The following is a 23,655-nucleotide window of genomic DNA, read 5'->3' on the forward strand; positions in this document are numbered from 1 at the left end:
GCTGAACCGCTCCCCTCGAGGACGCGGGGAGCTTCATAGGGCGCCCTCCTCCCCCTCACATTGCTCACAGAGCTCACTGTGGCGCCCTCCTCTGCATGATGACAGTAATGGAGAAGCCTATGAACTTTCGTGAAGGGATGGTCGTGAATGGTAAATGATATCAAATGGTATAAACTTCACGGCTTACCGGAAACTGCTAGCTACGGCAAGTACTACGACTTCAAGGAGAACAGGTGGGTCGTGCCGGAGCTGAGCAGGGCCTCGATAACCGATGAGATACGCAGGAGGTACTTCAGCGACAGGACCGCCGCGGCGCTGAGGGCCATGAAGGAGGTCGCGGACTCGAAGGGCATAACCATGGCCCAGCTCGCCCTGGCCTGGGTGATCAAGAGGTCGGAGCAGCTGGGCATCACGCTAATACCCATAACCAGCGCCACCAGGGCCTCCCACATAGACGAGGCCGTGGAGGCCCTCAGCGTGAGCCTGAAGGACGATGACATGAAGGCCATAGACGAGGCCCTGCAGGGCAAGGGCTAGCGCTTCCCCGCGGGGACCTGTATATCTGATATGGCCTCAGGGGCCTGCGCGCCGTGTCCATGCCCCTGGCGAGCCAGAGGGCGGCCCCGGAGAGGCCCAGCGCCCAGAGGCCCACGTTGTAGACCAGGTATGAGAACTCGCTGAAGGCCTGCGTGAAGAATATGGAGGCCGTGTAGAGGGCGTAGGCCGCCGCCCTCACTGCGCCGACCCCGGTGGCCCTGAGCCTCGTGGGGAACAGCTCTGGCTCCAGGACGACCCTGGCCGCCCAGGCCATCTCGCCGAAGACCCCGTTGAGGAGGAGCAGGACTCGAACGCTATCAGCGACGACCTGGCCACCAAGTACTGTGGTATGAACAGGGCCGTGAGGGCGTAGCTGAGCACGACAGTTATGGCCATGGTCTGCAGCGGCGCCAGCGCGAGCACGACCCCCAGGTGAACATTGTCGCCGTTGCACTTGCCACTATCACTGGAAGCCTCCTGCCTGACATGGGGAGCCCTTGTTACTACTCTCAGTAGTAATTTAAACGTATTATTCCATATGCCCCCACGAGCCGAGGTGAGCTGGGCTGCCCTGGGTCCCAGCGGGCTCCGCCGACAGGCTGGTGATATCCCAGTCGCTTAAACTCAAGGACGGCGAGACCCTGAGGGTCGAGAGCTTCAAGGGGGACCGCTGGCTTGAGGTCTCTAAGAGGGGGGCAGGTTCTCGGTCACAGAGCACGGCTTCAGGAACGCCACCTATGAGGTGGGCGAGGGCGAGCTGAGGCAGCTGCTCAGGAGGCTCATCGACTTTGAGTTCTCCAGGAGCCACCAGCTCAGGGTGAGCAAGTCAAAGGGCTGAGGTGAACCTCCTCTTCAGGTCGGCGAGTATGCCCGAGATGGGTATCTCGACGGGGCACGCCACGTCGCACCTGCCGCAGCCGAGGCACAGCATCGCCAGGGCGGCGCCCTTGTCAACCCCCTCGGTTATGGCGGTCCAGTTGACGCCCATGGGCCCTCCATAAGTTGAGCCTCCCCAGTTGTTTGCCACCTGGCCCCACACGGGGCAGACGAACTGGCAGTAGCCGCACCTTATGCACCTGAGCTGCTCCCTGAGCACCACGTCCTTGGCGGCCGCCCTCCTGCCGTGGTCCACGAGGACCACGTGGACCTCCACGGGGCCGTGGGCGCCGTAGACCCTCCTGTGCCCTATGTCGCCGGTGCTGCTCGGGCCCGCTATGAGGCTCACGTAGGTGGGCGGGTAGAGGCCTGCGAAGGCCGCCTGCACGAGTATCACCTTGAAGGCGTCCAGAATTGTTGGGACTAGCTTCTCCACGCCCACGAATGCTATGTGAAGCCTCGGCAGGTTCGTGACCATCCTTATGTTGCCCTCGTTCTCGACCAGCAGCAGGGCGCCCTCCCTGGCGGCCAACGCGTTGCCCCCGCTTATGCCCACGTCCGCGCTGACGAACTTGGACCTGAGGAACTGCCTCACCTTGGCCACCATCTGCTGGGGCGCGTCGCTGGGGCTGACGTCCAGGCCAAGCCTGTCCCTCAGCAGCTGCGCCACCCTGGCCACGGTCATGTGTATCGCCGGCGCTGTGGAGTGCATGGGCTTCCCTCCCTCGAGCTGCACGAGCAGCTGCCCCAGGTCGGTCTCCCAGACCTCGTTGCCGGCCTCCTCCAGGGCCTCCCTTACGCCTAGCTCCTCGGCAGTCATGGACTTCGACATGACTACGACCTTGCCTTTGCCCACCAGGCTGAGGGCCAGCTCCCTCGCCTCCCTGGCGTCGGCGGCGTAGTGGGGGACGGCGTTCACGGACTTGAGGGACCTCATGGCCTCGTCTATGAGCTCGTCCATGTGGGCTATGGAGTACTCCTTTATCGCCTTGACCTCCCTGGCCAGCTGGACTATGTCGGGCCTGGACTCCAGGAACCTCCTCACCCTCTCCTCGGAGCCGGGCACGTAGGTGTGGAGGGCCTCCTGAAGGTCTGGGTCCTCCAGGGCCCTCAGTATGGCCCTGGCGTAGCCCTCGAGGAGCTCGTCACTCACCGCCTATCACCTCGGCCAGGTCAAGGAGCCTTATGGAGGCCCCCGAGGACCTAGAGGCCCTGCGGAGGTTCACGTAGCATATGGGGCACATGGTTACTGCCGTGTCGCCCGCGGCCGCCAGCTCCCTGACCCTGGTGGTTGCCACCGCCTGGGCCAGCGAGGGGAGGAGGGCCTCCAGGGGGCCGCCGCAGCAGTAGGTCCACCTGCCGGACCTGCTGACCTCCGTCACCTTGACGCCCGCCTCCCTCAGGAGCTCCCTGGGCCTGTCGACCACGCCGAGCCTCCTGGCGTACACGCACGAGTCGTGCACCGTCACCGTCAGCCCGCGCCTGGCGGTGGGCCTCACGAGCTCCATGTAGTTCACGGCCCTGAGTCCCACCCCGAGGGCCTCCTGGTAGCCCCTGGTGACGGTGTCCATGGTGTGCGGGTCCACCACTATGAGCTCCTCGTAGCCGGCCGACCTCACAGCCTTCACAACCCTCTCGGCGTGCCTCCTGAAGGCCTCAGCCATGCCGTAGTCCCTCAGCAGGGCCCCGCTGTACATGTCTGAGAGCTCTGGCACGTAGTCGAACCCCACGCCGGAGGCCAGCAGGAGCCTCGCTATTGACCTCAGGACCCTCGCCGACCACTCCACGAGCTCGGGGTCGGGCCTGACCAGCAGCGAGAGGTCGAGCCTCCTTGAGGCCACCCTCGCGGCCCTCAGGGCCGCCCAGCCTACCCCCTCCGCCCTCTCAAGGCTTCGGAGGAGCTCCACAGTGCCCTCTATGTAGGGCACCAGCTGGTAGAGGGCCCCGGTGAAGAGCAGCCTCCCGCTCCCCCTCCTCCCGAGGCCAAGGCCCTCGGACCACTTCGAGGCGAACCCCGGGGGCACAGGCATTGGGTAGCCCGTCCTCTCGTCGAGCTCTGCCATGAGGTTAAGGAGCTCGGCGAACTTCAAGCCCGACACTGGTCCCCTGAGGCCTGTTCAAGCTAATTAGCTTGTCTGCACAGTGTTTACGTAACCAGCCGTGGAACGCGCCCTCAGAGGTAGCCCTCCTCGTCCTCCTCGTCCTCCTCGGCCTCGTACTCCGGCGGCCCGCCGCCCCCCTTCCCAGCAGTCTTGGCCACCCTCCACTTCTTGGTGTCCTCGTCGTATATTATGAGGCCGCTCCTGACCATCTTGTTGAACAGCGCGGCCGCCCTCTCGCCCAGGTCGACCTGCACCTTGTCGCTCACCTGCCTCGGGTCCTTGAGCGAGGTGGACTCCACCTCGGCCACGAACTTCTTCCAGAACTCAGGGTCCACCGCGGCCCTGCCGTCGCTCAGGGTGAGCACCACCGCCCCCTCCCTGCCCAGCTTGGCAAAGAACTTGTCGGGGGCCTTGAGCCACGGCAGCTCCTCCTGGAAGACCACGCCCTGCCTCCTCAGCCTCTCGACCGCCGTGCCGCCCGACTGCCTGCCGCCAGCCTCTGCCTCCCTCCTCTCGGCCTGCGGCTGCTGGGCCTGCCTCTCCTGCTTCAGGGACTCTATGTCCTCCTCTATCTGGGCCAGCCTCTTGGCCAGGTCGTCCACCTTCTGGGTGAACGGGTTCAGCATGTCCTGTATTAGCCTCTCGAGCCTCTTGGCCAGCCCCTCCACGCTCTCCGCCTGGGCCGGAGGGGACGGGCCCCCGCCCTTCACTATGGCCTCCAGGTACGACCTCACGTCCTGGTAGCCGGCGTCCTTGGCCCTCTTCTCAAGGGCCGCCAGCTCCGCGTCCGTCAGCCTCAGCTCTATTACGGTGTACTTGTCAACCTTTGACTGGGACAAGGCAGACCCCCGCCTGTTACCTGTCCTCGTGGCCTAATTAGTGAAGATCAATAAAAGAGGTATGAGGCTACCTCAGGGCCTGAAGCGCCACAGAGAAGAGGCCCGTGAGGTGGAAGGCCCTACCTATTATGTCGCCGAAGATCAGGCCCGCCGCCGTCGCCCCGAGGAGTATCAGCAGCCCCAGGCCGAGCTCCCTCGCGAAGCTGGTCCCGTTGACGGTGGCGCTGTAGAAGTGGAAAGCGGCCAGGACCCCTATGCCTATCAGCAGGGACGCCGCCAGGGCCTCGGCCGTGCTGCTGAGCAGCAGGTAAGGTATGCCCAGGAGCAGGGCGGTCACGAAGTAGGAGAGGCCCGTGGCCGCAGCGCTTAGGCCTGGCCTCGTGGTCCCCTCCTGCCTCGACTGCAGGAAGGCCGCCGCGGCCATGGATATGGCCGCCGAGAAGCCCACCAGGAGGCCGGCGAGCCCAACTATGAGAGTCCTCGCCGTGGCCCCCAGGAAGCCCGCGTAGACGCCAACTAGCTCAGTTATGGCATCAGCCATCCCCAGGGCGACGAAGCCCAGGTACTCAACCCTGACGTCCTTAAGCCCCCTCAGAAACTCCGACTCGTGGCCCTCCTCGTCGGCTATTATCTGCTCAAGCCTTGGCCTGAGCTCCTGGGGCATCCTCGGCATGAACCTCCTGTACTCCCTCGCGGCGCTGGCCTCCCTCCTCTCCAGGGCCTCCAGGGTGAACACGGGCCCAAAGATTCTGTAGAGCACCCTGAAAGCCCTGCCCGGCGGCGACGCCTGGCAGTCCCTGCCTAGGAGGGACCTCCAGAAGAGGTAGTGCTCCCTCTCCTGCTCAGCTGCCTGCCTCAGCTTCTGCGACAGCTCCCCCTCCTCCTCGTCCGCCAGGGCCTCGTAGAGCAGGTATGTGCTCAGCTCGTCCCTGCAGTAGGCCTCCACCTTCCTCATGTCCTCCTCAGTTAGGCTTAGCTGGGACTGCATGGCTCGCCTGAAACCATGTGGCCCCGTGAGCGTTATATCTTTCTACAGATTTAGCCCCCGCCTTAAGTTGACGTAGGCCTCCAGCAGGGCTATGGTCTTGAGGTCCCTCGCCTGCCCAAGGGCCTCCTCGGGCCTCATGAAGGCGAGCCTTATGACCTCGTCGGGCTCAAGCCTCTGGCCAACCCTCGTCAGGCCCTCAGCTATGTAGCCGTGCTGCACCTCATCGCTGTAGCCCGGGCTCACGTAGGCCTCGTAGACCTTTGTCAGCCTTGAGGCCCTGTAGCCCGTCTCCTCCTCCAGCTCCCTCACGGCTGCCTCCTCTGGCGACTCGCCCCGCTCCACCCTGCCCGCGGGGACCTCGAGGACCCAGGAGCCGGTGGCGGGCCTCCACTGCCTCTCAAGTATAACCCTGCCGTCCTCAAGCACCGGGAGCACGGCCACGGAGAGGCCGAAGATGACCCTGTCGGCGTCGAACTCCCTGCCGTTGTAGGAGAACCTCACCCTCTCGAGCCTCACCCTGGCCCCCGAGCAGAGCTCCTCGCTTGAGCTCAGCCTTGGCTCGCTCACCTGCCCTCACCCAGGTGGCCCTTCATCCAGTCAAGCATCAGCCTGAGGTACTCGACCCTGGTCTTTGGCCTGCCGCTCCTGGTCAGGTCGTGGTCCTCGCCGGGGAAGAGGGCCAGCTTAACTTCAACGCCGAGCACCTTGAGCGCGGTGAAGAGCTGGAGCGCCTGGCTCACGGGGCACCTGTAGTCCTCAAGGGCGTGCATTATGAGCAGCGGTGTTGTAACTGACTCTATGTAGGTCATAGGGCTCGCCTTGAGGTACTGCTCGGCCGACTTCCAAGGTGGCTGAGCCATCAGCTGGTCCTCGTCGAAGAACCAGCCTATGTCGCTGGTGCCCCAGTCGCTGTAGAACTCCACGCAGCTCCTCTCCGTCATGGCCACCTTGAACCTTGAGGTGTGGGTTATCACCCAGTTGGTCATGAACCCCCCGTAGCTCCCGCCTGCCACGCCGGCCCTGCCTGGGTCGAGCTGCTGGAACTGCCTCGTGGCCTCGTCAGCTATGGCCATGAGGTCCTCGTAGTCAACCGTGCCCCACCTGCCCCTTATGTCAGCGAAGTCCTCGCTGTAGCCGTCGCTCCCCCTCGGGTTGCCGTAGACCACGGCTATCCCAGCAGAGGCTAGGACGTGGAAGGCGACCATGAAGCCGTAGCCGTAGCTCGTCTTAGGCCCCCCGTGTATGTAGAGCACCCACGGCACCCTCCCCTTGGCGTCCCTTGGCAGCAGCGCCCAGAAGTCGAGCTCCGCGCCGTCCCTCGCCCTGGCCCTGGCCTTGAGGGCCCTCGGCAGCGAGGCCTGCCTCAGGAAGTCGTCGTTGAAGGACGTGAGCCTCCTGCCCGAGGTCCCCCTGAGCACGTAGAGCTCCGCGGGCTCGGACTCGTTCATCTGCGTGTAGTAGACTACGTCTGAGGACTGGGCCACGCTGAAGTCGTCAATCACCGCGTCCTCGGGCCTGAGCACGGGCTCCACCTTGCCGCTGAGGGTCGCCCTGTAAAGCCACGCCCTGCCGGCGTCGCTGACGCTGAAGTAGAGCCAGCCGCCCGAGGCCTGTATTGGCTTAGTGCACGAGGGCCCCCTGGCCTCGCTGTTGACGCTGTTGAGCAGGTTCCTGTCGAGGCCAAGCTCTACCTTGGCCAGCTCCCCGGTCCTCAAGTTATATGAGTAAAGCTTGTAGTGGCTCGAGAGCCCCCTCTCGAACCTGTGCATGAGCAGGGCAATGCTGTTTCCGTCCGGTGACCAGGCCAGGCCAGCTATTGAGACCTTGGAGAGGAGCTGCACGTCCTCGCCAGTCTCAACGTTAAGGAGCCTCAGCTCGTCGTACTGGGCGTGTACCTCCTCGAGCTGCTTGACGTACGCTATCCTCCTGCCGTCCGGGGACCAGGCGAAGTCGCTCACGTCAAGCGCGTGGGAGGTCAGCCTCCTGGGCTCCCCTCCGTTGGCGCTGACCAGGTAGATGTTCCTGGGCCTGTCGAATATGTAGCCCTCCCCGTTGAAGAATGGCGGGAGCCTCTCTATCACCAGGGCTTCCCTCTTGGAGTAGTCCTTCCACTCGCCCTGCCCCAGCGGTTTCCTGGCCAGGAACGCGATTGAGCTCCCCGTGGGAGACCACGATATCGCTGAGGCCCCGAAGCCCCAGGTGAAGAGGGGCACTGGCTCGTAGCCCGGCCTCATTAACATGACTGAGGTCTGGGCCGGCTGCCCCTCCTGCCTCACGGTCCTTATGAACGCTATGGACTGGCCGTCCGGGGACCAGGCGGGACAGGAGTCCCCGGGGCCCGAGGTCACGGGGTAGTAGGACTTGCCGTCGTAGAGCCATATGGAGCTGTCGTACCTGTTCTGCTGAAGGTTTGGCCTTGAGACGACGAACAGCGCCCTGGAGCCGTCGGGCGAGGCCGCCGGGCTTGAGACTAGGGTGAGCTTGGAGAGGTCCTCAGGCGACATGCCGGACAACTTGAACCCCAGGTATCGCTGCCGTGGGAAAAATAAAAGCTGAGGCCTTAAGGACTCACTGCCTCAGCCTTGAGTAGGCCTCCAGGATCTCCAGGCCTCCCCTTACCTCCGCGCTCCTGCCGTCTGGCCTTGAGGCGAAGAAGTCGCTGACCTCCTTCTCCCTCCCGAGCCCTATGAACGGCAGGTAGCCCATGAGCCACCTCTGCGCTATAGCCGTCCCCTCGAAGGCCTTCTCCAGCCTGTCGAGGCCCCCGTCCCTGAGCCAGCCCCAGGCCAGGTCCCTGCCGTCCGGGTTGAGTCCAACTGTGAGCACGTAGAGCATGTCCTGCCTCTTCCCTGAGGCTATCCACTCTATGGCCTGCTGCAGGGCCGACCTGTCCCTGAGCTGGGCCGCGGCCAAGAGGACCTTTATCTTCTCCGAGTCCAGCTGCTGCCTCCCGTGCTCCCTAACCAGGCCCTCAAGGTCGCCGGTGGCCACAGCGTAAGCCGTGTAGACCGCCTGCCTCATGTTCGGGTCTACCTCCCTGCCGAACTGGGAGGCGAGCTCGTTGGCGAAGGAGCGGTCCATTATGGCCAGCCTGTTGGCCACCCTCCCAGCCAGCTCCCTGTACTGCTCCTCGGGCCTCCTGGACTGGAGGGCGAACTGCGACCTGTGGTAGTCTATGGCCCTCTGGGCGAACACGGCGGGGTTCACCAGGAACAGGTTAAAGAGCTCGCTGCTCAGCTCAAGGGCTGGCAGGTAGTCGGGGACGTTGAAGTTCATGTCAACTACCCTGAGGTAGTCGCCCCTGCTCACGATGCCGGCAAGCATGAAGTAGTAGTAGTCGTTGAGGAGCCCGTAGGTTTCAAACTGGTTCAGCCTGGCGAGCCTTGAGAGGTCAGGGTAGAGGACCCTGTAGAAGCCCGCCCTGTCAAGGTTCACCTTGAGCTGCCTCACCTCCTCGCCAACGTCAACCTCGTGGACCCTGGAGCTGAATATGGCGTCAACCCTCCTGCCGTTGACCTCAATGGTGGCTGGCACCATGTACGTCAGGTCCTCGAGCTTGCCCGAGAGCGAGAACCTGTGCTGCTCTAGCCTCACTTTGCTGCCCTCCACCGTGACCCTGAGGTACGGGTAGCCGGGCTTCGTGATCCAGTCATTCATGAGGTCGGCCACCGGCACCGAGGTGAACGGCTGTATGGCCGTCCAGAGGTCCTGGGCCACGGCGTTTGAGTAGGCGTGGTGCTCCAGGTACGAAGACAGCCCCTTCCTGAAGGACTCGCCAAGGAAGTACTCGACCATCCTGAGTATGCTTGCCCCCTTGCCGTAGCTTATGTCGTCAAATATCTCCTCTATCTCATCTGGCGAGGAGACCTCCACGTGTATCGGGTGCGTGGTGCTCAGGGAGTCCCTCACCATGGCGCCGTCGGTCTCGCCGAGCAGGAAGTTCTCCCACATGAGGAGCTCCGGGGCGAAGGAGCTCACCGCCTTGTAGCTCATGAATGTCGCGAAGCTCTCGTTAAGCCAGAGGTCGTCCCACCACTTCATGGTGACCAGGTCGCCGAACCACTGGTGGGCTATCTCGTGGGCCACCACCTCGGCGACCCTCCTGCGCTGGGCCATGTCGGCGTCCTCAGGCGCGAGGAGGGCGCTCTCCCTGAAGGTTATGGCGCCCCAGTTCTCCATGGCGCCGAAGGCGAACTCCGGGACGGCTATGAGGTGCATCTTGGGCAGCGGGTATGGTATGCCGAAGTACCTCTCGTAGAAGTCCACGCTGTTCCTGGCCGCCCACAGGGCCAGGGAGCCGTACTTTGTCTTGCCCGGGACGGTGGCCAGCACGTAGCGGCCGCCGCTGTCAACGACCTCCTCCCACTTGCCTATGCCTATGTACAGCAGGTAGGTTGACATGGGCGGCGTCTCCATGAACTCCACCACCTTCTTGTCGCCGTCGAGCGTCACCCTCTCTATGGGCATGTTTGATATGGCGTGGAGGTCCCTGGGCACCCTCACCGAGAGCTTGAACCTGGCCTTGTAGGCCGGGTTGTCAACGCACGGGAACATCTCCCTGGCGTGAACTGACTCGAACTGCGTCGATATGACGTAGCCGCCCTCGTAGGGGGCCCTGTATATGCCCACGAGCTTCTCGGCGGCCTCGCCCTCAAAGTCGACCTCAAGCGTGCCGGAGAACCTGCCAGTCCTCACCGTGACCCCCTCGTCGTCCTGCGTGAACTGGGCCGGGGACCCGTTGGCCCTAACCGAGGTCACCCTCACGCCCTTGGCGTCAAGCCTCAGGTCCTCCTGGGTCTCAAGCTCTATGGACTCGTGGCCCCTGTACCTGAAGCCGTCAAAGTCCATGAATATTACATACCTCTTTATCGTGGCCTTGGGACCGAATGCCAAGCCTAGCCCCAGAGGTCTGTTACATAGCTACATAAAAAGTGTTAGCACTTGTGAAGTCACAAAAAAGGATGGACCTCAGTGCCTCCTGAGCAGGAAGAACGCCACCAGAAGGAGACTAACCACCACGGCGGAGCCTCCTATGACCTCCTTGGCCGGCGCGCTGCCGCTCGGGACAGTTACTGTCACGGAGCTCAGGTTGCCTATAGTGGTCTGCGACGGCCTCACGGTGACGCCGTCCACGCCCACTAGGGTGACCTCCTCCCCCTCAACTGAGGCGAAGGCCTTAGCTATGTGGTCAAGCCCGTTCTGCTCGTAGAACTGAGAGGCGTTGCTGAAGAGGTACTGTATGGCCACCAGCGTGTCCTTGGGGCTCTTGGCGTTGGCCTTTATTATCATGGGGCTCCTGAAGCTGAACGACACGTTGTGGCCGTAGCTTGTCACGTTTATCTCCTCCGTCGAGGGCACCACCACCCTGAAGTTCTGCTGTATGTAGCTTATGAGCTCAGACGTGGCGTTGAGGAATGGCTCGGCGTTGTCAATCAGCTCGCCCAGGGAGCCGCCGTAGTCCCCTAGGTCCACGCCCTCCTGGAGGTCGCCCTGCTGGGCCAGAGCGTTCGCGCTCCCAGCTAAGGCCTTCCCCAGGAGCCCTATCAGGTCGTTGGAGGCGTTGAAGCTGACCTCGCCTGAGGCCACCCTGGCCTGGTAGTTAACGTAATAGTGATAGCTGCCGTTTATGAAGCCAGGCGTCAGGGCCGCCCCTATGAGGGCCTGCACCAGGCCCAGGGTGGTGTTGGGCGGCGCCGGCGTGGCGTTAACCACGGCCTTGAGCAGCACCTCGGTGAAGGTTGAGTTCTCGTAGACCTTAAGCTCAGTTATGTTTATGCCCGTCGTGTTCAGGCTCTCGTACTTGAGCAGCTGTATGGGCGCAGGGTACGGCGTGTGGGACACGTTTACATTTAACGTTATAACGTACTCGGGCGAGGGCGACGTGACCGCCTCTATGAGCCTGTAGAGGCTCAGGTTGGCTTCAAACTGGCCCTCGCTGCCCACCACGGCCACAGTGCCGTTGAGCCTGAGCTGCGACACCCTCCCGTTGGAGGTCCTGTTAATGAATCCTGAGGCGTTAAGCGACTGCAGGCCCGGCCCGCTGCCCTCAAGCTCGTCCATCCCGCCGAACGTGAAGTGCACGTGCTTCTTCGGCAGCTGGCCGCTGTAGGCGAGCCTCAGGTAGGTCGAGGTGCTGTAGTACGTGACCTCAAGGCTCAGGTTCTCCCTGGGGGCCTCGTGTTCAAGCGACGCCGTTCCGTTAACCACCACGACTACCGCGCTGTTGGGGTAGACGTAGATGTAGTTGCTCTTGTTGACGTGAACGCCCTCAGCGAGCGAGGTCGCGGGGTAGAGGAGTATGGCCGCTATCAGCAGCAATGACGCGGCCGCTGCGAGGGCCCTCCTGGTTTCCAATAACTTCACCTCAAGGAACTTAAGGTGTCGGGAAGAGTTATATGTATATCTGCATAGTGCGACGCTGGGCCTCCGTTCCCTCGCGCACCTGCTCACCGCTTTTAACTTCACAGGCGACCGGGCACGGGGCTCAGCTTGATACCCAGGTGGGCTGTGGCGGTCCTAGTTTACTCGATACTGATAGCCGGGGCCATCTTCGCGGCCGCCTACCCCTACGTGAGGGCCTCCGCCGACTGGGGGGTGCTCCTGGAGGGCCGCAGGCTCATCTACTTCAGCCCGAGCAGCGGGTGGGTGGTAGCTGATGGGAACGGCACGGCTGTGGCCTACTTCAACGGCAGGTGGCTCTCGCTTAACGTCACGGCGACGGCCGCGTGCCAGCTGGGGGACCAGCTCATAGTGGCTGGCTCATCCCACGGCAGGCCCTCGCTGGCGGACCTAAGCGGCTCCGGGGCCACGTACTACAGCGTTGATGATTACGGCTACCTCACTGCCGTCTCCTGTCAAAACGGCGTCGTTGCCGCGGCAGGCGTGCTCAACACGACCCCGTTCCCGCCCTACAGGCTCCTGGCGGTCTCGCTGAGGAACGGCTCGCTGAGTGCGTACGCGACCAACTTCACCACCCTGGTGCCCCCTTACAGCGCGGCCCCGCTCAGCGACGGGGTTGCCGTAGCGTTCAGCGACAGCTACCTAGTCTACGTGAACCCCTCGGGGGCCCAGGCGTACTACTACGGCAGCAACGTCACCATAGACTACGTTGGCAACTACGACGGGGCGCCGCTCCTGGCGGGCTCGGAGATGGTCAACGACCTGCAGGAGGCCATGATATCACTTAACGGGACGGCATATGTCTACAGTGATGAGGCCTACGTCTTCGCGGCAGCCAGGACCCTGAACGGCCTCGCCCTTTACCTTAGGTCGCCATCGGGGTGGGCCTCGGTGCTCTACACCTACGGTGGACTTCCGGAGGCCGAGACCACGGCGGCGCTGGACTACCCGTTCTCCCTGACAGCAGCGTACCCGTTCCTCCACGGCATAGTTTACCTCGGCCAGCTGTTCGTGGGCTCAGGGAGCGATTACATAGCTGTCTACGTCAACGGGACCGTGCAGGGCTACCTTGAGGCTAACGGCTCCGTCATAGGGTGGGCCACGTCCTCAAGGCCCGCGGTGGTCACCCCCTCCCTCCTGGGGAAGTTCCCCCTGAGCCCCCTGGGATCCTACGGGCTGTCCCTGCAGGGGCTTAACGTCAGCGCCTCAAGCGGGGAGCCCGAGCCGGCGGGCCCGCTGAGGCTTGAGCCCATTAGGCTGGAGCACGGCTTCTATAACAACGCAGTGGGCTACTCGGTTGACGCAATAATAGTTGGAACCTTAATACTTGCCTTCACTGAGAGGAGGAGCTTATGAAGAGCCTGTCCCTGAGCTTTATCAGCGCGTCGGCCACCTCTGGCCTCATCATGTAGTCCGGCGGCCTCTGGCCCTCCGAGAGGAGCTTCCTTATCTCGGTGCCGCTTATCCTCCTCCTGTACTCGTCGCCGTGGGGGCATATCTTGTCATTAACTATGCCGCCGCACTTCACGCAGTAGAAAGCCTCCCTGAGGAACAGCGGGGTTATCCCGAGGTCCGGGAACTCCTTAAATATGTTCCACGCGTCGTAGGGGCCGTAGAAGGAGCCGACGCCCGCGTGGTCCCTGCCAACTATTATGTGCGTTGCCCCGAAGTTCTTCCTTATTATGGCGTGGTGTATGGCCTCCTTGGGGCCGGCGTAGACCATCTTCATCCTGAGCACGCTGAAGACGTAGCTCGACCTGGGGAAGTAGTCCCTCAGCAGGACCTCATACGCAGCAACTATGGCGTCGTCCGTGAAGTCGCCGGGCTTCTTCCAGCCCACGAGGGGGTTCACGAAGAGGCCGTCGACGAAGCTAAGGGCCGCCTTCATGACGTACTCGTGCCCCATGTGCGGCGCGTTCCTAGTCTGAAACGCCGCTATGCTCCTCCAGCCCAGCTGCTCGAAGAGCACCCTGGTCTCCTTGGGCCACAGCCTGTACTTCTCGAAGGGCTCGGGCAGCTCAGCGAACTGCTCGACCTTGCCCCCTATGAGGGTCTGCCCCTCCCTCCTGTAGAGGAGGGCCACGCCCGGGTGGGCCTGGTCCGTGGTGCCGAAGACCCTCTCGGCGAAGGTCTTCCTGTCCCACTGGTAGGCGTCCTCGACGCTCATTATGGCGAACCTGACGCCCTTGTAGGAGAGCGCTATCTCCGAGCCGAGGACCTCCTTGGCCAGCCTGGGCTCCACGTCAAGCACTATGGGTATGGTCCACGGGAGGTCGTTCGTGAGCCTCGAGCTCCTCAGCACGCTCTCGTACTCGTCCTCAGTCATGAAGCCCTCGAGGGGGCTGTAGACGCCGTGCGTTATGTTGGCCACGTCATATGCTAGGGCCTCGGGGAGCTCAACGGCCGGCAGCTCGGCGGCCTGGCATGAAAGCTTCTCCGCCCTGGGCCCCCTGGCCACCCTGTCAATTAGCCTTCCTCCGTGGGGCTGCGATGTCATCCCAGGCACCTCACAGGTAGCCCAGGCTCTTGAGCTTCCTCAGTATCTCCTCCTTCTCCTCCTCGCTCACCGCGCTCTGCACCTTCTCCCTCTCCATGTCGCTTACCACCTCCCTGAGGACGTACGTGACGAACTGGGAGACGCTGTTGAAGCCGGTGCCAGCTATGAGGCTCTTTATCCTGTCGTAGAGCGGGGTCGGTATTGAGACTGTTGTGTACCTCCCCCTCTCGCCCTCAGGCCTCCTGGCCATTGACTTCACCGTCTAATTAAATTTAATTAGGGATATTTAAGCTTAATTAAGCTTAATTAAAGCCCACGCTTTAAAGCCCCTTGGGACACGTTGACTCGGCGGTGCTGGGGCTTGAGGGGTCTAGTTGCCTGGCTCACCGGCCTGCCGGGGAGCGGCAAGACCACAATAGCGAACGCCGCGGCCGAGAGGCTCAGGGCCATGGGCTACAGGGCCGAGGTGCTTGACGGCGACTGGTTCAGGTCCCACATAGACCCCGAGGCGGGCTACACAAAGGAGGAGAGGGTGAGGCACCTGGTCAGGGCCTCGTGGGTGGCCAGGCTCCTGGCCAGGAACGGGGTGATAGTGATATGCAGCTTCGTCTCCCCCTACAGGGACGCCAGGGAGGAGGTCAGGAAGATAATATCCGAGGAGGCCGACTTCCTCGAGGTCTACGTCAAGTGCCCCCTGGAGGAGTGCATAAGGAGGGACCCCAAGGGCCTCTACAGGAAGGCCCTGGCAGGGGAGATCAGGCACTTCACGGGGGTCTCGGACCCCTACGAGGAGCCGCTGAGCCCCGACCTAGTGCTTGACACCGTAAACAACAGCGTGGAAGAGAACGTCGAGAAGCTGGTTAACCTCATAACTTCAAGGCTCAGAGGTAGCCGAGCCTCCTGAGCCTGTCCTTCACGGCCTCCTCGTCCTCCCTGCTCATGGCGCTGGTCTCCTGCTCCTCCAGCAGCTGCCTGAGGAGGAACTCCACGAGCTCGTCGACGGACTTGAAGGTACCCTGGGCCTCCACGTAGTTCTTGGCCTTCTCGTAGAGGTCCCTGGGTATGGACACCTGGGCCTTCTCCTCGGTCAAAGCAGTCCCCGGCCTGCGCCTGGCTGTGAAGCTAATAAGGCTAGTAGCAGGGGCCCCCCATGGCCCTCAGCCTCTTCCTCCTCCTGGCCCTGAGCAGCGCCCTGAGGAGCTCCAGCAGGGGGAGCCAAAAGCTGAGCACTGCCATCCTTGGCTCGTCCAGGGCCACGTGCCTTATCACGCTGTCGTTTAGGTTGGCCCTGTCCCTGTGCACCACGTAGAAGTGCTTGAACTCGAGCACGTGGAGGCAGCTCCCGTCGCTCAGCGTGGCCCTCCAGTCCCTCAGCTGCCCCCTGAGCTTCCCAACGGAGGGCTCTAGGCACTGCTCCTCGGGCCTGGGCACGGAGTCCTTGGGCACTATGTAGTCAACGTGGTACGGCGCCTTTACCATCGCCCTCTCTACGGCCAGCCAGTCCATTGGACCGCCACGAAGGCGTAATTTGCCGCAAAATAAAACAGTTAGCGTGTGCTGCGAGATGAGCGAGGAGTGCAGGGGTACCCTGAGGGCCGTGGCGGGGCTCATAGCGTTGGGGATGACTAAGGAGATGATAAGGGCCGCCCTGCACTACGACTTTAAGCTTGACATGGACGACGAGCAGTTCGAGTCCCTTTACTTCAGGGCGGCCAGGTGCGTCGAGGAGGGCCTAGTAAAGGTCAGGAGCTGGTCCACCCCGTTCAGGCCTGGGGACTGCAACAACGAGGTCGTGAGGGAGGTGGCGGCCATGATAATGAGGGGCGAGGACCTTGACTCCATAGTGCCGGCCGTGCTCAGGAGGCACTACATGCTGAGGAGCGGCACCACGTACAGGGTGCTGACCCAGAGGGACGTGGAGTACGCCTACGACGTCGCGCTTCTCTGCATTAAGGACAAGGTGGAGAGGGCCAGGAGGTGGTCAGCACCTTGAGGAGGAGTATATGTCGAGGACTGCCCTGAGGTCCCTGAGCTCGAGCTCGGTGGGCATCGGGTTGTCCTTCCTCCTGCCGTCAACGTAGTCGGCGAACGCCCTTACCTCCTCGCCTATCATGTCCTTCTTAGCCACCTCGAGCCTTGAGCCGTTGACCACCAGGTCCCCGTGCCTGGCGAAGTACCTGAAGCCCCTGGACTCCAGGAAGAGCCTGGAGGAGGGGTCCTCGTATATGGACCCCTTGTCGCCGTAGACCTCTATTATGGGGGCTGGGGCGGCGCTCCTGAAGGCCCAGCCGTACATGTAGACCCCCCTGGCGCCTGACCTGAAGTTAAACATCGCGACCCCCACGTCCTCCCCCTCCATGTCAACGCTGCCCGTGCGGTAGACCATGGAGCACACGGACGAGTAGTCGCCCGCGACGTTAAGCATGACGTGTATCATGTGTATGCCGCCGTCTATAACCGCCCCGCCGCCCATGAGCTCCTTGACCTTCCTCCAGGTCCTCGGCTGGTTGTAGTGTATGTCCCTCACAATAACCGTGTGAACCCTGCCCACGCTGGGCAGCTGCCTGTAGAGCTCGTTGAACGTCTCGTCAAAGTGGTAGTTCTCGGCCACCATGAACTTGAGGCCTGAGGACTCGGCGGCCCTCACTATGGCCTCCGCCTCCTCCATGTTCCTAGCTATGGGCTTCTCAAGCATGACGTGCTTGCCCGCCCTGAAGGCCCTCGTTGCCATGGGCATGTGGGCGTCGTGGCTCACGACCAGGTCAACCGCGTCGACCTTTGACGAGAGGACGTCATCATAGTTCGTGAAGTAGCCCGCCGCCCCGAACCTCTCGGCTATGGCCTTGGCCTCCTGCTCGGAGGAGCTGTAGGTGTAGTACTCGATGTCGAAGCCCTCGTCCTTAAGCCTCGACATGGCGGCCAGGTGGACGGAGCCGAAGCCCCTGCTGCCGACAACCGCTATCCTCAACGCTGGTCCTGGAGGAGGGGGAAGATGGAACCTGGCAAAAAAGGCTTATGCACTTACCTTCCGCCGAACGAGGCCCTCTCTATCACAAAGCCCACTACCACGAAGGGCAGGCTGACGAAGACTATCATGAGGCCCGGGAACAGTATCCACCACCACCATCCGTTGAGCGCGGCGTTGGCATTATATGCGGCGTCAAGTATGCCTCCCCACGTCACTATGTTGGGCGGGGCTATGCCTATGAAGGCCAGCGTCTCGACGAGCAGTATCGCCCCAGGTATCCCGAGCACCGTGTAGGCCACTATGAACGGCACCAGCCTGGGCAGGAAGTGGGTCAGGAACGTCCTGTAGGAGGGTATGCCCATCAGCTTGTCTGCCTCGACGAACGAGTTGGTCTTTATGCTCTGGGCCGCGCTCCTGGCTATTATTGCATAGAACGGCCAGCTCAGGAAGGTTATCAGGAGGGCCTCCTCCATTATTGAGAGGCCTGACTTCAGCAGCAGCCCAAGGGCCACCAGGAACGGCAGGGCCGGGAGCGAGAGTATGACCGTGCTGAACCAGTTGAGCGCGGTATCGGTCTTGCCGCCCAGGAAGCCCGCGTAGCCCCCTACGAAGGCGCCTATGAGCACCCCCAGCAGCGAGGTGACAACCCCTATCTCAAGCGCGTTGGGGAGCCCGAGCAGTATGCCGAGGAATATGGGCCTGCCGTAGATGTCGGTGCCCAGCGCCCCGTAGGCGTTCCCCATGACCCTCACCTGGGCGACCTTGAACTTGGCGGGCCCCGCGGTAGCTATGAAGACGTTCACCTTATACGTTCCCAGCTCTGTTGGGCCCACGGTCCTCCTGGAGAGGTTGCTGAACAGGGCCGTCGCGAGGGCCTGCGTGGTCAGTACCGTGGGCGCAGTGCCCGTCTTCTGGAGCAGGTAGGCCGAGAGGGGCTTGGCCAGAGCGCTGAGGTCAAAGGAGTAAGCGGTCCCCGTCACGGTCACGGTGGCGTTGACCGTTGACCCTGAGGGCTTAACCCACTCCACCAGCATGTACTGCATTGTAGTGTTGGAGGCGAAGTTGAACACAACGTCAGTTGGGACCTTTGAGTAGTGCCAGTCAAAGCTGTACGTGAGCTCATACACGTAGACTGTGCCGACGTGCTCATACACTTTCATGGAGTGGGGGTTCACGTACAGGGAGGGGGCGTAGCCTGAGGGGCTCAGCGCTGCCATCCATGAAGGCGCTGCGACCGTTGGGTAGGCGCTCTCCCAGTACTGGAGGTTGTTTATGTAGTTGAAAGCCACGCTCTTGGGCCACGTGCTCACGTAGGCGGCGAGCCCGACAAACACAAATATGATCACCAGGGCCGCCAGGGCGCTCTTGCTCTTAAGCACGTACTTCAGGTAAAACGTGAAGCTTGAGCCTGCCTCCTCTGACATTCACCTTCACCCTTGGCTTGCCCTTATCCTCGGGTCCAGTAACCCCTTTATTATCTCGTTAAGGAACAGCGCTATTACGAGCACGAGGGTCAGCACGTAAGTTATTGCCATAACTGTCGCCTCGTCCGACTCAAGCACTGCATTATAGGTAAGCAGCCCCACGCCAGGCCACACGAACACTATCTCCGTGGTCAGGCCTCCTGCGAAGGAGCTGGCCAGCCACAGCATGGCCTGCGTGGCTATCGAGGGCGAGGCAGTCTTAAGTATGTGGCCGAACACTATCCTCCTCTCCGGCAGCCCCCTGGCCTTGGCCGTGAGCACGAAGTCCTCCTTGGCTGTTGCCAGGGTCAGGCTCCTGACCACGTAGGCGAAGCCTCCCACGTTAACTATGAAGAACGCCAGGAGCGGCAGGGTCATGTGGTCCAGGAGGCTCGCCACGTACTGAAGGGGCTCCCTGGAGAAGTTTAGCCCGGCGCTCACTATGCCTCCGGGTGGGAACCAGCGGAGGCCGTAGGCCAGGCCCGCTATGAGCAGGAAGCCTATCCACCACGTGGGCAGGCTCTGGTGCACGACGGCTATCACTGGTATGGCCTTATCGTAGGCCGAGCCCTGGTACCTGGCCGCGAGCACTCCCAGGAGCGTGCCCACTGCAATTATTATTACAGTCCCGGTCGTGAACAGTATTATAGTCCTCGGCAGTGCTACTGCGATTATCTGCGCTATGTTATTAGATGACGTGTAGCCCGGGTAGCTGACGCCTGGAGGCGTGACGCCGAAGTGGAACGTGATGAGGGCCTTCATCTGCAGCGCGAACCTTACTATGAGGGGCTGGTTGAGCCCGTAGGCTGCCTCGAGGGACTTCTCGTAACTCTCAACCTCAAGGTTGACCTGGGTCAGGTTGACGCTCCCCTTGGCGTGCCTTATAAGCTCCGTCTTCAGCTGGCTCGCCGAGTACTTCACGTAGTCTGTGTAAAGCTTCTGGATGACAGGGTAGGTAAAGACATAGAGTATAACCATGGCGGCAAAAAGCACAGTAATGTATATAATCGCGATCTTAGCTAAAAAAGTCTTATAACCCATTAGCGGCTGTCACCCCTGGCCATTCACTTTCTCCTGGCCAGGAGTGCCACGGCAGCTATTATAACTATTACAACGACGACTATTCCCACTATCAGTGTAGTTGAGATGGTCACTGGCTTAGACGTGGTCGTAGTTACCGGCGTGGTTGATGTTGTGGTCGTAGTTGACGTGGTCGTAGTTACCGGCGTGGTTGATGTTGTGGTCGTAGTTACCGGCGTGGTTGATGTTGTGGTCGTAGTTACCGGCGTGGTTGATGTTGTGGTCGTCGTCACCATTGGGGTCACCGTTATGGGCACCTTCACTGGGTCAAGCAGTATGTTCACGGGCGTGTAGGCCCACAGCACCAGGTAGTAGCTTCCAGGCGAGAGGCTCGCAGGCACAGGTATGCTCACGGAGCCGTCGGCGCCGCTGGTCAGGTTCTCCTGGGCTACGACGTCGCCCTCAGGAGTCACGAACTGCGCTATCACGAACACGCCGCTCTGCGGGGTCGTGACGTTCGTCCCGTCAGGCGTGCCGTAGACTGTGGCGCTTATGCTGCCTCCGGCCGGCACCATGCCCAGCGGCGGCAGGGTCGCGTGAACGGAGTACAGCATCGGAGCGCTGGCCAGTATGCTGGGCACTGGAACGTTGAAGTACGGGTTCTTCACGAGCTTGGCGTACTGGCCGGGCTGATAGGCCACCAGCATGTAGGGCCCTTCGCCTATGACCGCGTTGCCGTAGGTGTTTATGTAGTTTATGGCATCAGCGTAGGACTCGTGGGCGAACGTCGTGTTAACTAGCTGGACGCCGCTCAGGTCCTGCACCTCGAGCAGGCCCTCGGGTATGTAGCCCGTGCTGTTGTAGAGCTGCAGGGCCTTGAGCACGTTGCCCACGTCAGTTGGGTTCACCAGGTTGAGCCAGTCGACGTGCTCGCTTGTGGCGGCACCCGAGCTCCACGCGGCCTCGCCGTGGGCCACGACGTATGCCATGGCTGCGTAGAGCGGCCAGGGCATCATTCCGCCTCCGGGCTCGGCGTAGCCAAGTATTATGAAGTCGCCCACGGTGCTCAGGGCGGCGTACTCAGGGTTGAACCACCAGGCGGTGCTCCAGATCTCCAGCGAAGTACTGTTGAGTATCTCGAACCCAACTATCTGCTGCAGCGATGGGCCGTAAACTGCGGCCGCCGTTGAGTCGTATATTGGGCTGTTGCTTGACAGGCTCGCGTTGGCCGCTATCAGGTACTGCTCTATGAGGTCAGCCAGCGTTATCGGCTGGCCGTCAACGAACCTGCCGTTCTGCAGGAGCGGGGCGAAGTTGACTATTACAGCCACCTTAGCGGTGGTGTTCGGGGGCACGTACTGCACCTTCATGCTGGTCGCGTTGTACATTAGGGCCGACGTGGGCACGGTTATGTTGGCCACAGGGGACAGGGCCACGAGCTTGTAGGTGAAGTCGACGGGCACGGGGAAGCCGTTGCCAGGTATGTAGTATATTATTGGCAGGAAGACGCTAGCGGCGGTGGCCACGCTGTAGGCGTCGGTGAAGCCGGCCACCGGGTTCATGCTGCCCATGGCCAGGTGCCTCACCCCTATGGTGAGGGTGCCCGTCGGGGTCATGGCGTTCAGGAAGCTGAACGGCGTTACCAGGCCCTCTATGTAGTTGGGCACCAGCCCGGTCACCATGTTGCTGTTGACGAATATCGGTATCAGGCTCATGCCCAGGCCGATCCTTATGGCTGAGACTATGCCGTAGTAGTTTATCGTGTTAATCAACTCGTAGTACTGCTGCTCGCTTGTAAACTCGCTGAAGGCAAGCCTGAGGCTCAGGTTGTCTATAATGTTGAGCTCCTGGGTCAGCTCGGGCTCCTGTATGTTGGTCGTGTTGACGCCGAGGCCCCACGCCGTGCCGTAGGCGTCGCTTGCGGGCAGGTTACCGAACGCAGCCCCATAGAGCGAGGCGGGCAGGCCCCAGTCGTAGAAGCCATAGGTGCCGCCCCAGGCCTCTATGAGCACGTTCCAGGCGGTCTCGTTAGGCACCATGCTGTATACGTCTATTATCTGCTTATGCAGGTCGCCGGATATCGGCTGCACCTGGAAGCCCAGGTTCTTGAGCTGGCCTATCAGGAATGAGGCGTAAGTGGACCTCACAGTGGTGTCGGTCCTGACGAAGACGTATATCACCACCGGCTGTCCGTTGGGGTAGTACCACTGGCCGTTTATGTACTTGTAGCCGTGGGCCGTGAGGGTCTTGTAGATTGTCTCATTGGCGTAGGACGGGTTGTAGGTTATGTTGGAGAACTTCGCGGTCACGTTTGAGGTGGTCAGCATCTCGTACTCTCCGCCGTACAGGGTCAGGCTCGGTATCCCATAGCCGTAGAGGACATCGTTGACGAAGTAGCTCCTGTCAACTATGTAGTTAATTGCGAACCTGACGCTCTGGTAGTAGAACGGGTTGAGGACCTCCTGCCCGCTGGGGTTCTGTATGTACTCAAGTGGGTTCAGGAGCACGTCGTAGTAGGTTGAGGGCATCTCGTAGGCCACCGCCCCTGAGGGCAGCGTGCCCATCTTGTAGGGCGGTATTGCGTAGTCGTAGAACGCTATGTAGCCGTGGTCAAAGTCGCCGACACCTGTGGTGTCTTGGCCGGAGTAGCTCTTCAGTACTATTGTGGAGGCGGGCTGCCCTGACGTCTGGGCCCTCGCAGTGAAGGCGAGCGGGTTGAGCAGCACCAGGCTGAACACTACGAACAGGGAGGCTACAAGGACCAGCTTCAACGCGTGCCGCATGCTACCACGCTGCCTTGTGGTATTACATTCAGAGAATTTATCTGTTGACTTTCGTAAGGTATTGTTGCTACCTGTCAATACATGTTATGATTACTTTACCTAAACATGATAAGCCTCACCAGTAGGGGCTTCCTTTAACAGTAACTACCTGGGGACGGTTAGCGTTAAGAGCCCCTAGCCATCTTAAAGCTGCGAAGGAGCTTGAGGGCTCTGATAATAGCGAGCGGCGGCGGCCACACGGGGCACGCCATGGCCCTGGCGGAGAGGCTCGTGGACTTAGGGGTGACTGTTGACTTCGTTATACCTGAGGGCGACAGGTGGAGCGAGGAGCAGGTCTCCAGGCTGGGCAGGGTCGTCGCGAGGACGCCGAAGTTCCTTGACCCGGGCGAGGGGCTCGCCAAGGGGGTGCTGAGGCTCCCGGGGGCCCTGCTCAAGTCGCTCGCCAGGGTCCCCGGAGGCTACGACGTGGCCGTGGCGAGCGGGAGCAACCACAGCATAGCCTCAGGCATAGCGGCGCGGCTCAAGGGGGCAAAGCTTGTCACAATAGAGGCCACTGAGAGGTTCGTGGAGCCCAGCAGGGCCGTCAGGGCCCTGTCCCCCATATCCAGGCTCGTCGCCCTCCAGTGGGAGGAGCAGAGGAGGTTCGCGCCCAGGGGGGTCGTGGTGGGCCCCCTGCTCGGGAAGCTTCACTACAGGGTCAGGGACGAGGGCTACATACTTGTGACGGCCGGCAGCTACGGCTACAGGGCGCTCTTTGACGCGGCCGCCGCCTCGGGCATCAGGGACAGGCTGGTGCTGCAGACAGGCAGGGTTGACCCGGGGCCCTACGTCAAGGCCGGCCTCAGGGCCTTCAGCTTCAGCCCGGAGCTGGAGGACATGATAGCCGGGGCCAGCGCTGTCGTGACCCACTTCGGGAGGACCGCCGTGGAGGCCGCATGTAAGTACGGCAAGCCGACGGTCCTGGCCCCCAACACCGAGTGGGTGTGGATGAGGAGCCCGGTAAGGATGGTAGAGGCCAGCATGATGGCCAAGAGGATAGGCGCCGTCCTGCTGCCGCCCGACCAGGTGACCCCCGAGGGCGTCGAGAGGGCCGTGGAGGAGGCAATGAAGGCCAGGCCTGCTGCCTGTGACGACGGCTCGGTCAAACTGGCTCAGATAATAACCTCCTGGCGCAGGTAACCCG

Annotated in this window: 23 protein-coding genes; 6 read left to right on the forward strand and 17 right to left on the reverse strand. The window is 61.9% G+C overall.

All coding sequences use genetic code 11. From position 1 onward, the window contains the following. Positions 1-147: 147 nt before the first annotated feature. Complete coding sequence (locus ACP5H1_RS05795; RefSeq protein ID WP_427972841.1) at positions 148-537, forward strand: aldo/keto reductase; 390 nt, start codon at positions 148-150, stop codon at positions 535-537. Here ACP5H1_RS05795 and ACP5H1_RS05800 read toward each other — a convergent pair. After that, the gene (locus ACP5H1_RS05800) at positions 473-811 is read right to left on the reverse strand and encodes a hypothetical protein (protein ID WP_427972844.1); all 339 of its coding nucleotides are present in this window, start codon (positions 809-811) and stop codon (positions 473-475) included. The two genes, ACP5H1_RS05795 and ACP5H1_RS05800, sit on opposite strands and share 65 nt — an antisense overlap. A 328-nt stretch (positions 812-1,139) precedes the next feature. Between ACP5H1_RS05800 and ACP5H1_RS05805 the strand changes: the two genes are divergently transcribed. Further along, positions 1,140-1,298 carry a hypothetical protein gene (locus ACP5H1_RS05805; RefSeq protein ID WP_427972846.1) on the forward strand — a complete coding sequence of 53 codons (159 nt, stop codon included), beginning with the start codon at positions 1,140-1,142 and terminating at the stop codon, positions 1,296-1,298. Between the two features lie 65 nt (positions 1,299-1,363). Here the strand turns inward: ACP5H1_RS05805 and ACP5H1_RS05810 are convergent, their stop codons facing one another. From ACP5H1_RS05810 to ACP5H1_RS05845, 8 genes are all read right to left on the reverse strand, one after another. Then, positions 1,364-2,566 carry an LUD domain-containing protein gene (locus ACP5H1_RS05810; protein ID WP_427972848.1) on the reverse strand — a complete coding sequence of 401 codons (1,203 nt, stop codon included), beginning with the start codon at positions 2,564-2,566 and terminating at the stop codon, positions 1,364-1,366. After that, positions 2,559-3,512, reverse strand: coding sequence for a heterodisulfide reductase-related iron-sulfur binding cluster (locus ACP5H1_RS05815; protein WP_427972850.1), 954 nt, complete (start codon positions 3,510-3,512; stop codon positions 2,559-2,561). Before ACP5H1_RS05815 ends, ACP5H1_RS05810 begins: the two co-directional genes overlap by 8 nt. A 74-nt stretch (positions 3,513-3,586) precedes the next feature. Next, positions 3,587-4,354, reverse strand: coding sequence for a hypothetical protein (locus ACP5H1_RS05820; protein WP_427972852.1), 768 nt, complete (start codon positions 4,352-4,354; stop codon positions 3,587-3,589). Positions 4,355-4,421: 67 nt separating this feature from the next. Beyond that, entirely contained in the window at positions 4,422-5,342 is a 921-nt protein-coding gene (locus tag ACP5H1_RS05825) for a VIT1/CCC1 transporter family protein (protein WP_427972855.1), read from the reverse strand. 42 nt (positions 5,343-5,384) lie between these two features. Next, positions 5,385-5,909 (reverse strand): NUDIX hydrolase, encoded by a 525-nt coding sequence (locus ACP5H1_RS05830; RefSeq protein WP_427972857.1) that lies wholly within the window; start codon positions 5,907-5,909, stop codon positions 5,385-5,387. Beyond that, positions 5,906-7,846, reverse strand: a complete 1,941-nt coding sequence (locus ACP5H1_RS05835; RefSeq protein WP_427972919.1) for a S9 family peptidase — start codon at positions 7,844-7,846, stop codon at positions 5,906-5,908. Before ACP5H1_RS05835 ends, ACP5H1_RS05830 begins: the two co-directional genes overlap by 4 nt. A 64-nt stretch (positions 7,847-7,910) precedes the next feature. After that, on the reverse strand, positions 7,911-10,235 hold the full coding sequence (locus ACP5H1_RS05840; protein ID WP_427972861.1) for a M1 family metallopeptidase: 2,325 nt from the start codon (positions 10,233-10,235) through the stop codon (positions 7,911-7,913). 75 nt (positions 10,236-10,310) lie between these two features. After that, complete coding sequence (locus tag ACP5H1_RS05845) at positions 10,311-11,696, reverse strand: hypothetical protein (protein ID WP_427972863.1); 1,386 nt, start codon at positions 11,694-11,696, stop codon at positions 10,311-10,313. Between the two features lie 135 nt (positions 11,697-11,831). Here ACP5H1_RS05845 and ACP5H1_RS05850 point away from each other — a divergent pair, with 135 nt between their 5' ends. Further along, positions 11,832-13,097 carry a hypothetical protein gene (locus tag ACP5H1_RS05850; RefSeq protein WP_427972865.1) on the forward strand — a complete coding sequence of 422 codons (1,266 nt, stop codon included), beginning with the start codon at positions 11,832-11,834 and terminating at the stop codon, positions 13,095-13,097. Here ACP5H1_RS05850 and sat read toward each other — a convergent pair. Together sat and ACP5H1_RS05860 are read right to left on the reverse strand one after the other, a co-directional pair. After that, on the reverse strand, positions 13,075-14,238 hold the full coding sequence (gene sat / locus ACP5H1_RS05855) for a sulfate adenylyltransferase (protein WP_427972868.1): 1,164 nt from the start codon (positions 14,236-14,238) through the stop codon (positions 13,075-13,077). The genes ACP5H1_RS05850 and sat overlap by 23 nt on opposite strands. Positions 14,239-14,248: 10 nt before the next feature. Continuing rightward, complete coding sequence (locus ACP5H1_RS05860; protein WP_013265974.1) at positions 14,249-14,488, reverse strand: hypothetical protein; 240 nt, start codon at positions 14,486-14,488, stop codon at positions 14,249-14,251. 111 nt (positions 14,489-14,599) lie between these two features. On the opposite strand from ACP5H1_RS05860, the gene cysC reads away from it, so the two are divergent. Then, positions 14,600-15,142, forward strand: coding sequence for an adenylyl-sulfate kinase (gene cysC / locus ACP5H1_RS05865; protein ID WP_427972871.1), 543 nt, complete (start codon positions 14,600-14,602; stop codon positions 15,140-15,142). Here the strand turns inward: cysC and ACP5H1_RS05870 are convergent. Together ACP5H1_RS05870 and ACP5H1_RS05875 are read right to left on the reverse strand one after the other, a co-directional pair. Continuing rightward, on the reverse strand, positions 15,120-15,329 hold the full coding sequence (locus tag ACP5H1_RS05870; protein ID WP_427972874.1) for a CopG family transcriptional regulator: 210 nt from the start codon (positions 15,327-15,329) through the stop codon (positions 15,120-15,122). The genes cysC and ACP5H1_RS05870 overlap by 23 nt on opposite strands. 40 nt (positions 15,330-15,369) lie before the next feature. Further along, entirely contained in the window at positions 15,370-15,744 is a 375-nt protein-coding gene (locus ACP5H1_RS05875; RefSeq protein ID WP_427972876.1) for a hypothetical protein, read from the reverse strand. A gap of 58 nt (positions 15,745-15,802) precedes the next feature. Here ACP5H1_RS05875 and ACP5H1_RS05880 point away from each other — a divergent pair, with 58 nt between their 5' ends. Continuing rightward, complete coding sequence (locus ACP5H1_RS05880) at positions 15,803-16,231, forward strand: hypothetical protein (RefSeq protein ID WP_427972878.1); 429 nt, start codon at positions 15,803-15,805, stop codon at positions 16,229-16,231. On the opposite strand, the gene ACP5H1_RS05885 is transcribed toward ACP5H1_RS05880, so the two are convergent. The 4 genes from ACP5H1_RS05885 to ACP5H1_RS05900 all read right to left on the reverse strand — a co-directional run bounded on the left by ACP5H1_RS05885 (position 16,220) and on the right by ACP5H1_RS05900 (position 22,460). After that, positions 16,220-17,206 (reverse strand): Gfo/Idh/MocA family protein, encoded by a 987-nt coding sequence (locus tag ACP5H1_RS05885; protein ID WP_427972881.1) that lies wholly within the window; start codon positions 17,204-17,206, stop codon positions 16,220-16,222. The two genes, ACP5H1_RS05880 and ACP5H1_RS05885, sit on opposite strands and share 12 nt — an antisense overlap. Before the next feature lie 53 nt (positions 17,207-17,259). Continuing rightward, positions 17,260-18,630 (reverse strand): ABC transporter permease, encoded by a 1,371-nt coding sequence (locus ACP5H1_RS05890; protein WP_427972884.1) that lies wholly within the window; start codon positions 18,628-18,630, stop codon positions 17,260-17,262. Between the two features lie 6 nt (positions 18,631-18,636). Continuing rightward, on the reverse strand, positions 18,637-19,647 hold the full coding sequence (locus ACP5H1_RS05895) for an ABC transporter permease (RefSeq protein ID WP_427972887.1): 1,011 nt from the start codon (positions 19,645-19,647) through the stop codon (positions 18,637-18,639). An 86-nt stretch (positions 19,648-19,733) separates the two neighbouring features. Next, positions 19,734-22,460 (reverse strand): ABC transporter substrate-binding protein, encoded by a 2,727-nt coding sequence (locus ACP5H1_RS05900; protein WP_427972890.1) that lies wholly within the window; start codon positions 22,458-22,460, stop codon positions 19,734-19,736. 213 nt (positions 22,461-22,673) lie between these two features. On the opposite strand from ACP5H1_RS05900, the gene ACP5H1_RS05905 reads away from it, so the two are divergent. Then, positions 22,674-23,651, forward strand: coding sequence for a UDP-N-acetylglucosamine--N-acetylmuramyl-(pentapeptide) pyrophosphoryl-undecaprenol N-acetylglucosamine transferase (locus tag ACP5H1_RS05905; protein ID WP_427972892.1), 978 nt, complete (start codon positions 22,674-22,676; stop codon positions 23,649-23,651). The last annotated feature ends 4 nt before the right edge of the window (positions 23,652-23,655 follow it).

The sequence above is a fragment of the Acidilobus sp. genome (genome assembly GCF_049973875.1).
GTDB lineage: Archaea > Thermoproteota > Thermoprotei_A > Sulfolobales > Acidilobaceae > Acidilobus.

What these genes read in the sequence shown, in the direction of transcription:
- ACP5H1_RS05795 (WP_427972841.1), top strand. Translation starts at nt 148, where the DNA reads ATGGTAAATGATATCAAATGGTATAAACTTCACGGCTTACCGGAAACT.
- ACP5H1_RS05825 (WP_427972855.1), bottom strand. Translation starts at nt 5,342, where the DNA reads ATGCAGTCCCAGCTAAGCCTAACTGAGGAGGACATGAGGAAGGTGGAG.
- sat (WP_427972868.1), bottom strand. Translation starts at nt 14,238, where the DNA reads ATGACATCGCAGCCCCACGGAGGAAGGCTAATTGACAGGGTGGCCAGG.
- ACP5H1_RS05890 (WP_427972884.1), bottom strand. Translation starts at nt 18,630, where the DNA reads ATGTCAGAGGAGGCAGGCTCAAGCTTCACGTTTTACCTGAAGTACGTG.
- ACP5H1_RS05880 (WP_427972878.1), top strand. Translation starts at nt 15,803, where the DNA reads ATGAGCGAGGAGTGCAGGGGTACCCTGAGGGCCGTGGCGGGGCTCATA.
- ACP5H1_RS05835 (WP_427972919.1), bottom strand. Translation starts at nt 7,846, where the DNA reads ATGTCGCCTGAGGACCTCTCCAAGCTCACCCTAGTCTCAAGCCCGGCG.
- ACP5H1_RS05860 (WP_013265974.1), bottom strand. Translation starts at nt 14,488, where the DNA reads ATGGCCAGGAGGCCTGAGGGCGAGAGGGGGAGGTACACAACAGTCTCA.
- ACP5H1_RS05800 (WP_427972844.1), bottom strand. Translation starts at nt 811, where the DNA reads ATGGCCTGGGCGGCCAGGGTCGTCCTGGAGCCAGAGCTGTTCCCCACG.
- ACP5H1_RS05895 (WP_427972887.1), bottom strand. Translation starts at nt 19,647, where the DNA reads ATGGTTATACTCTATGTCTTTACCTACCCTGTCATCCAGAAGCTTTAC.
- ACP5H1_RS05875 (WP_427972876.1), bottom strand. Translation starts at nt 15,744, where the DNA reads ATGGACTGGCTGGCCGTAGAGAGGGCGATGGTAAAGGCGCCGTACCAC.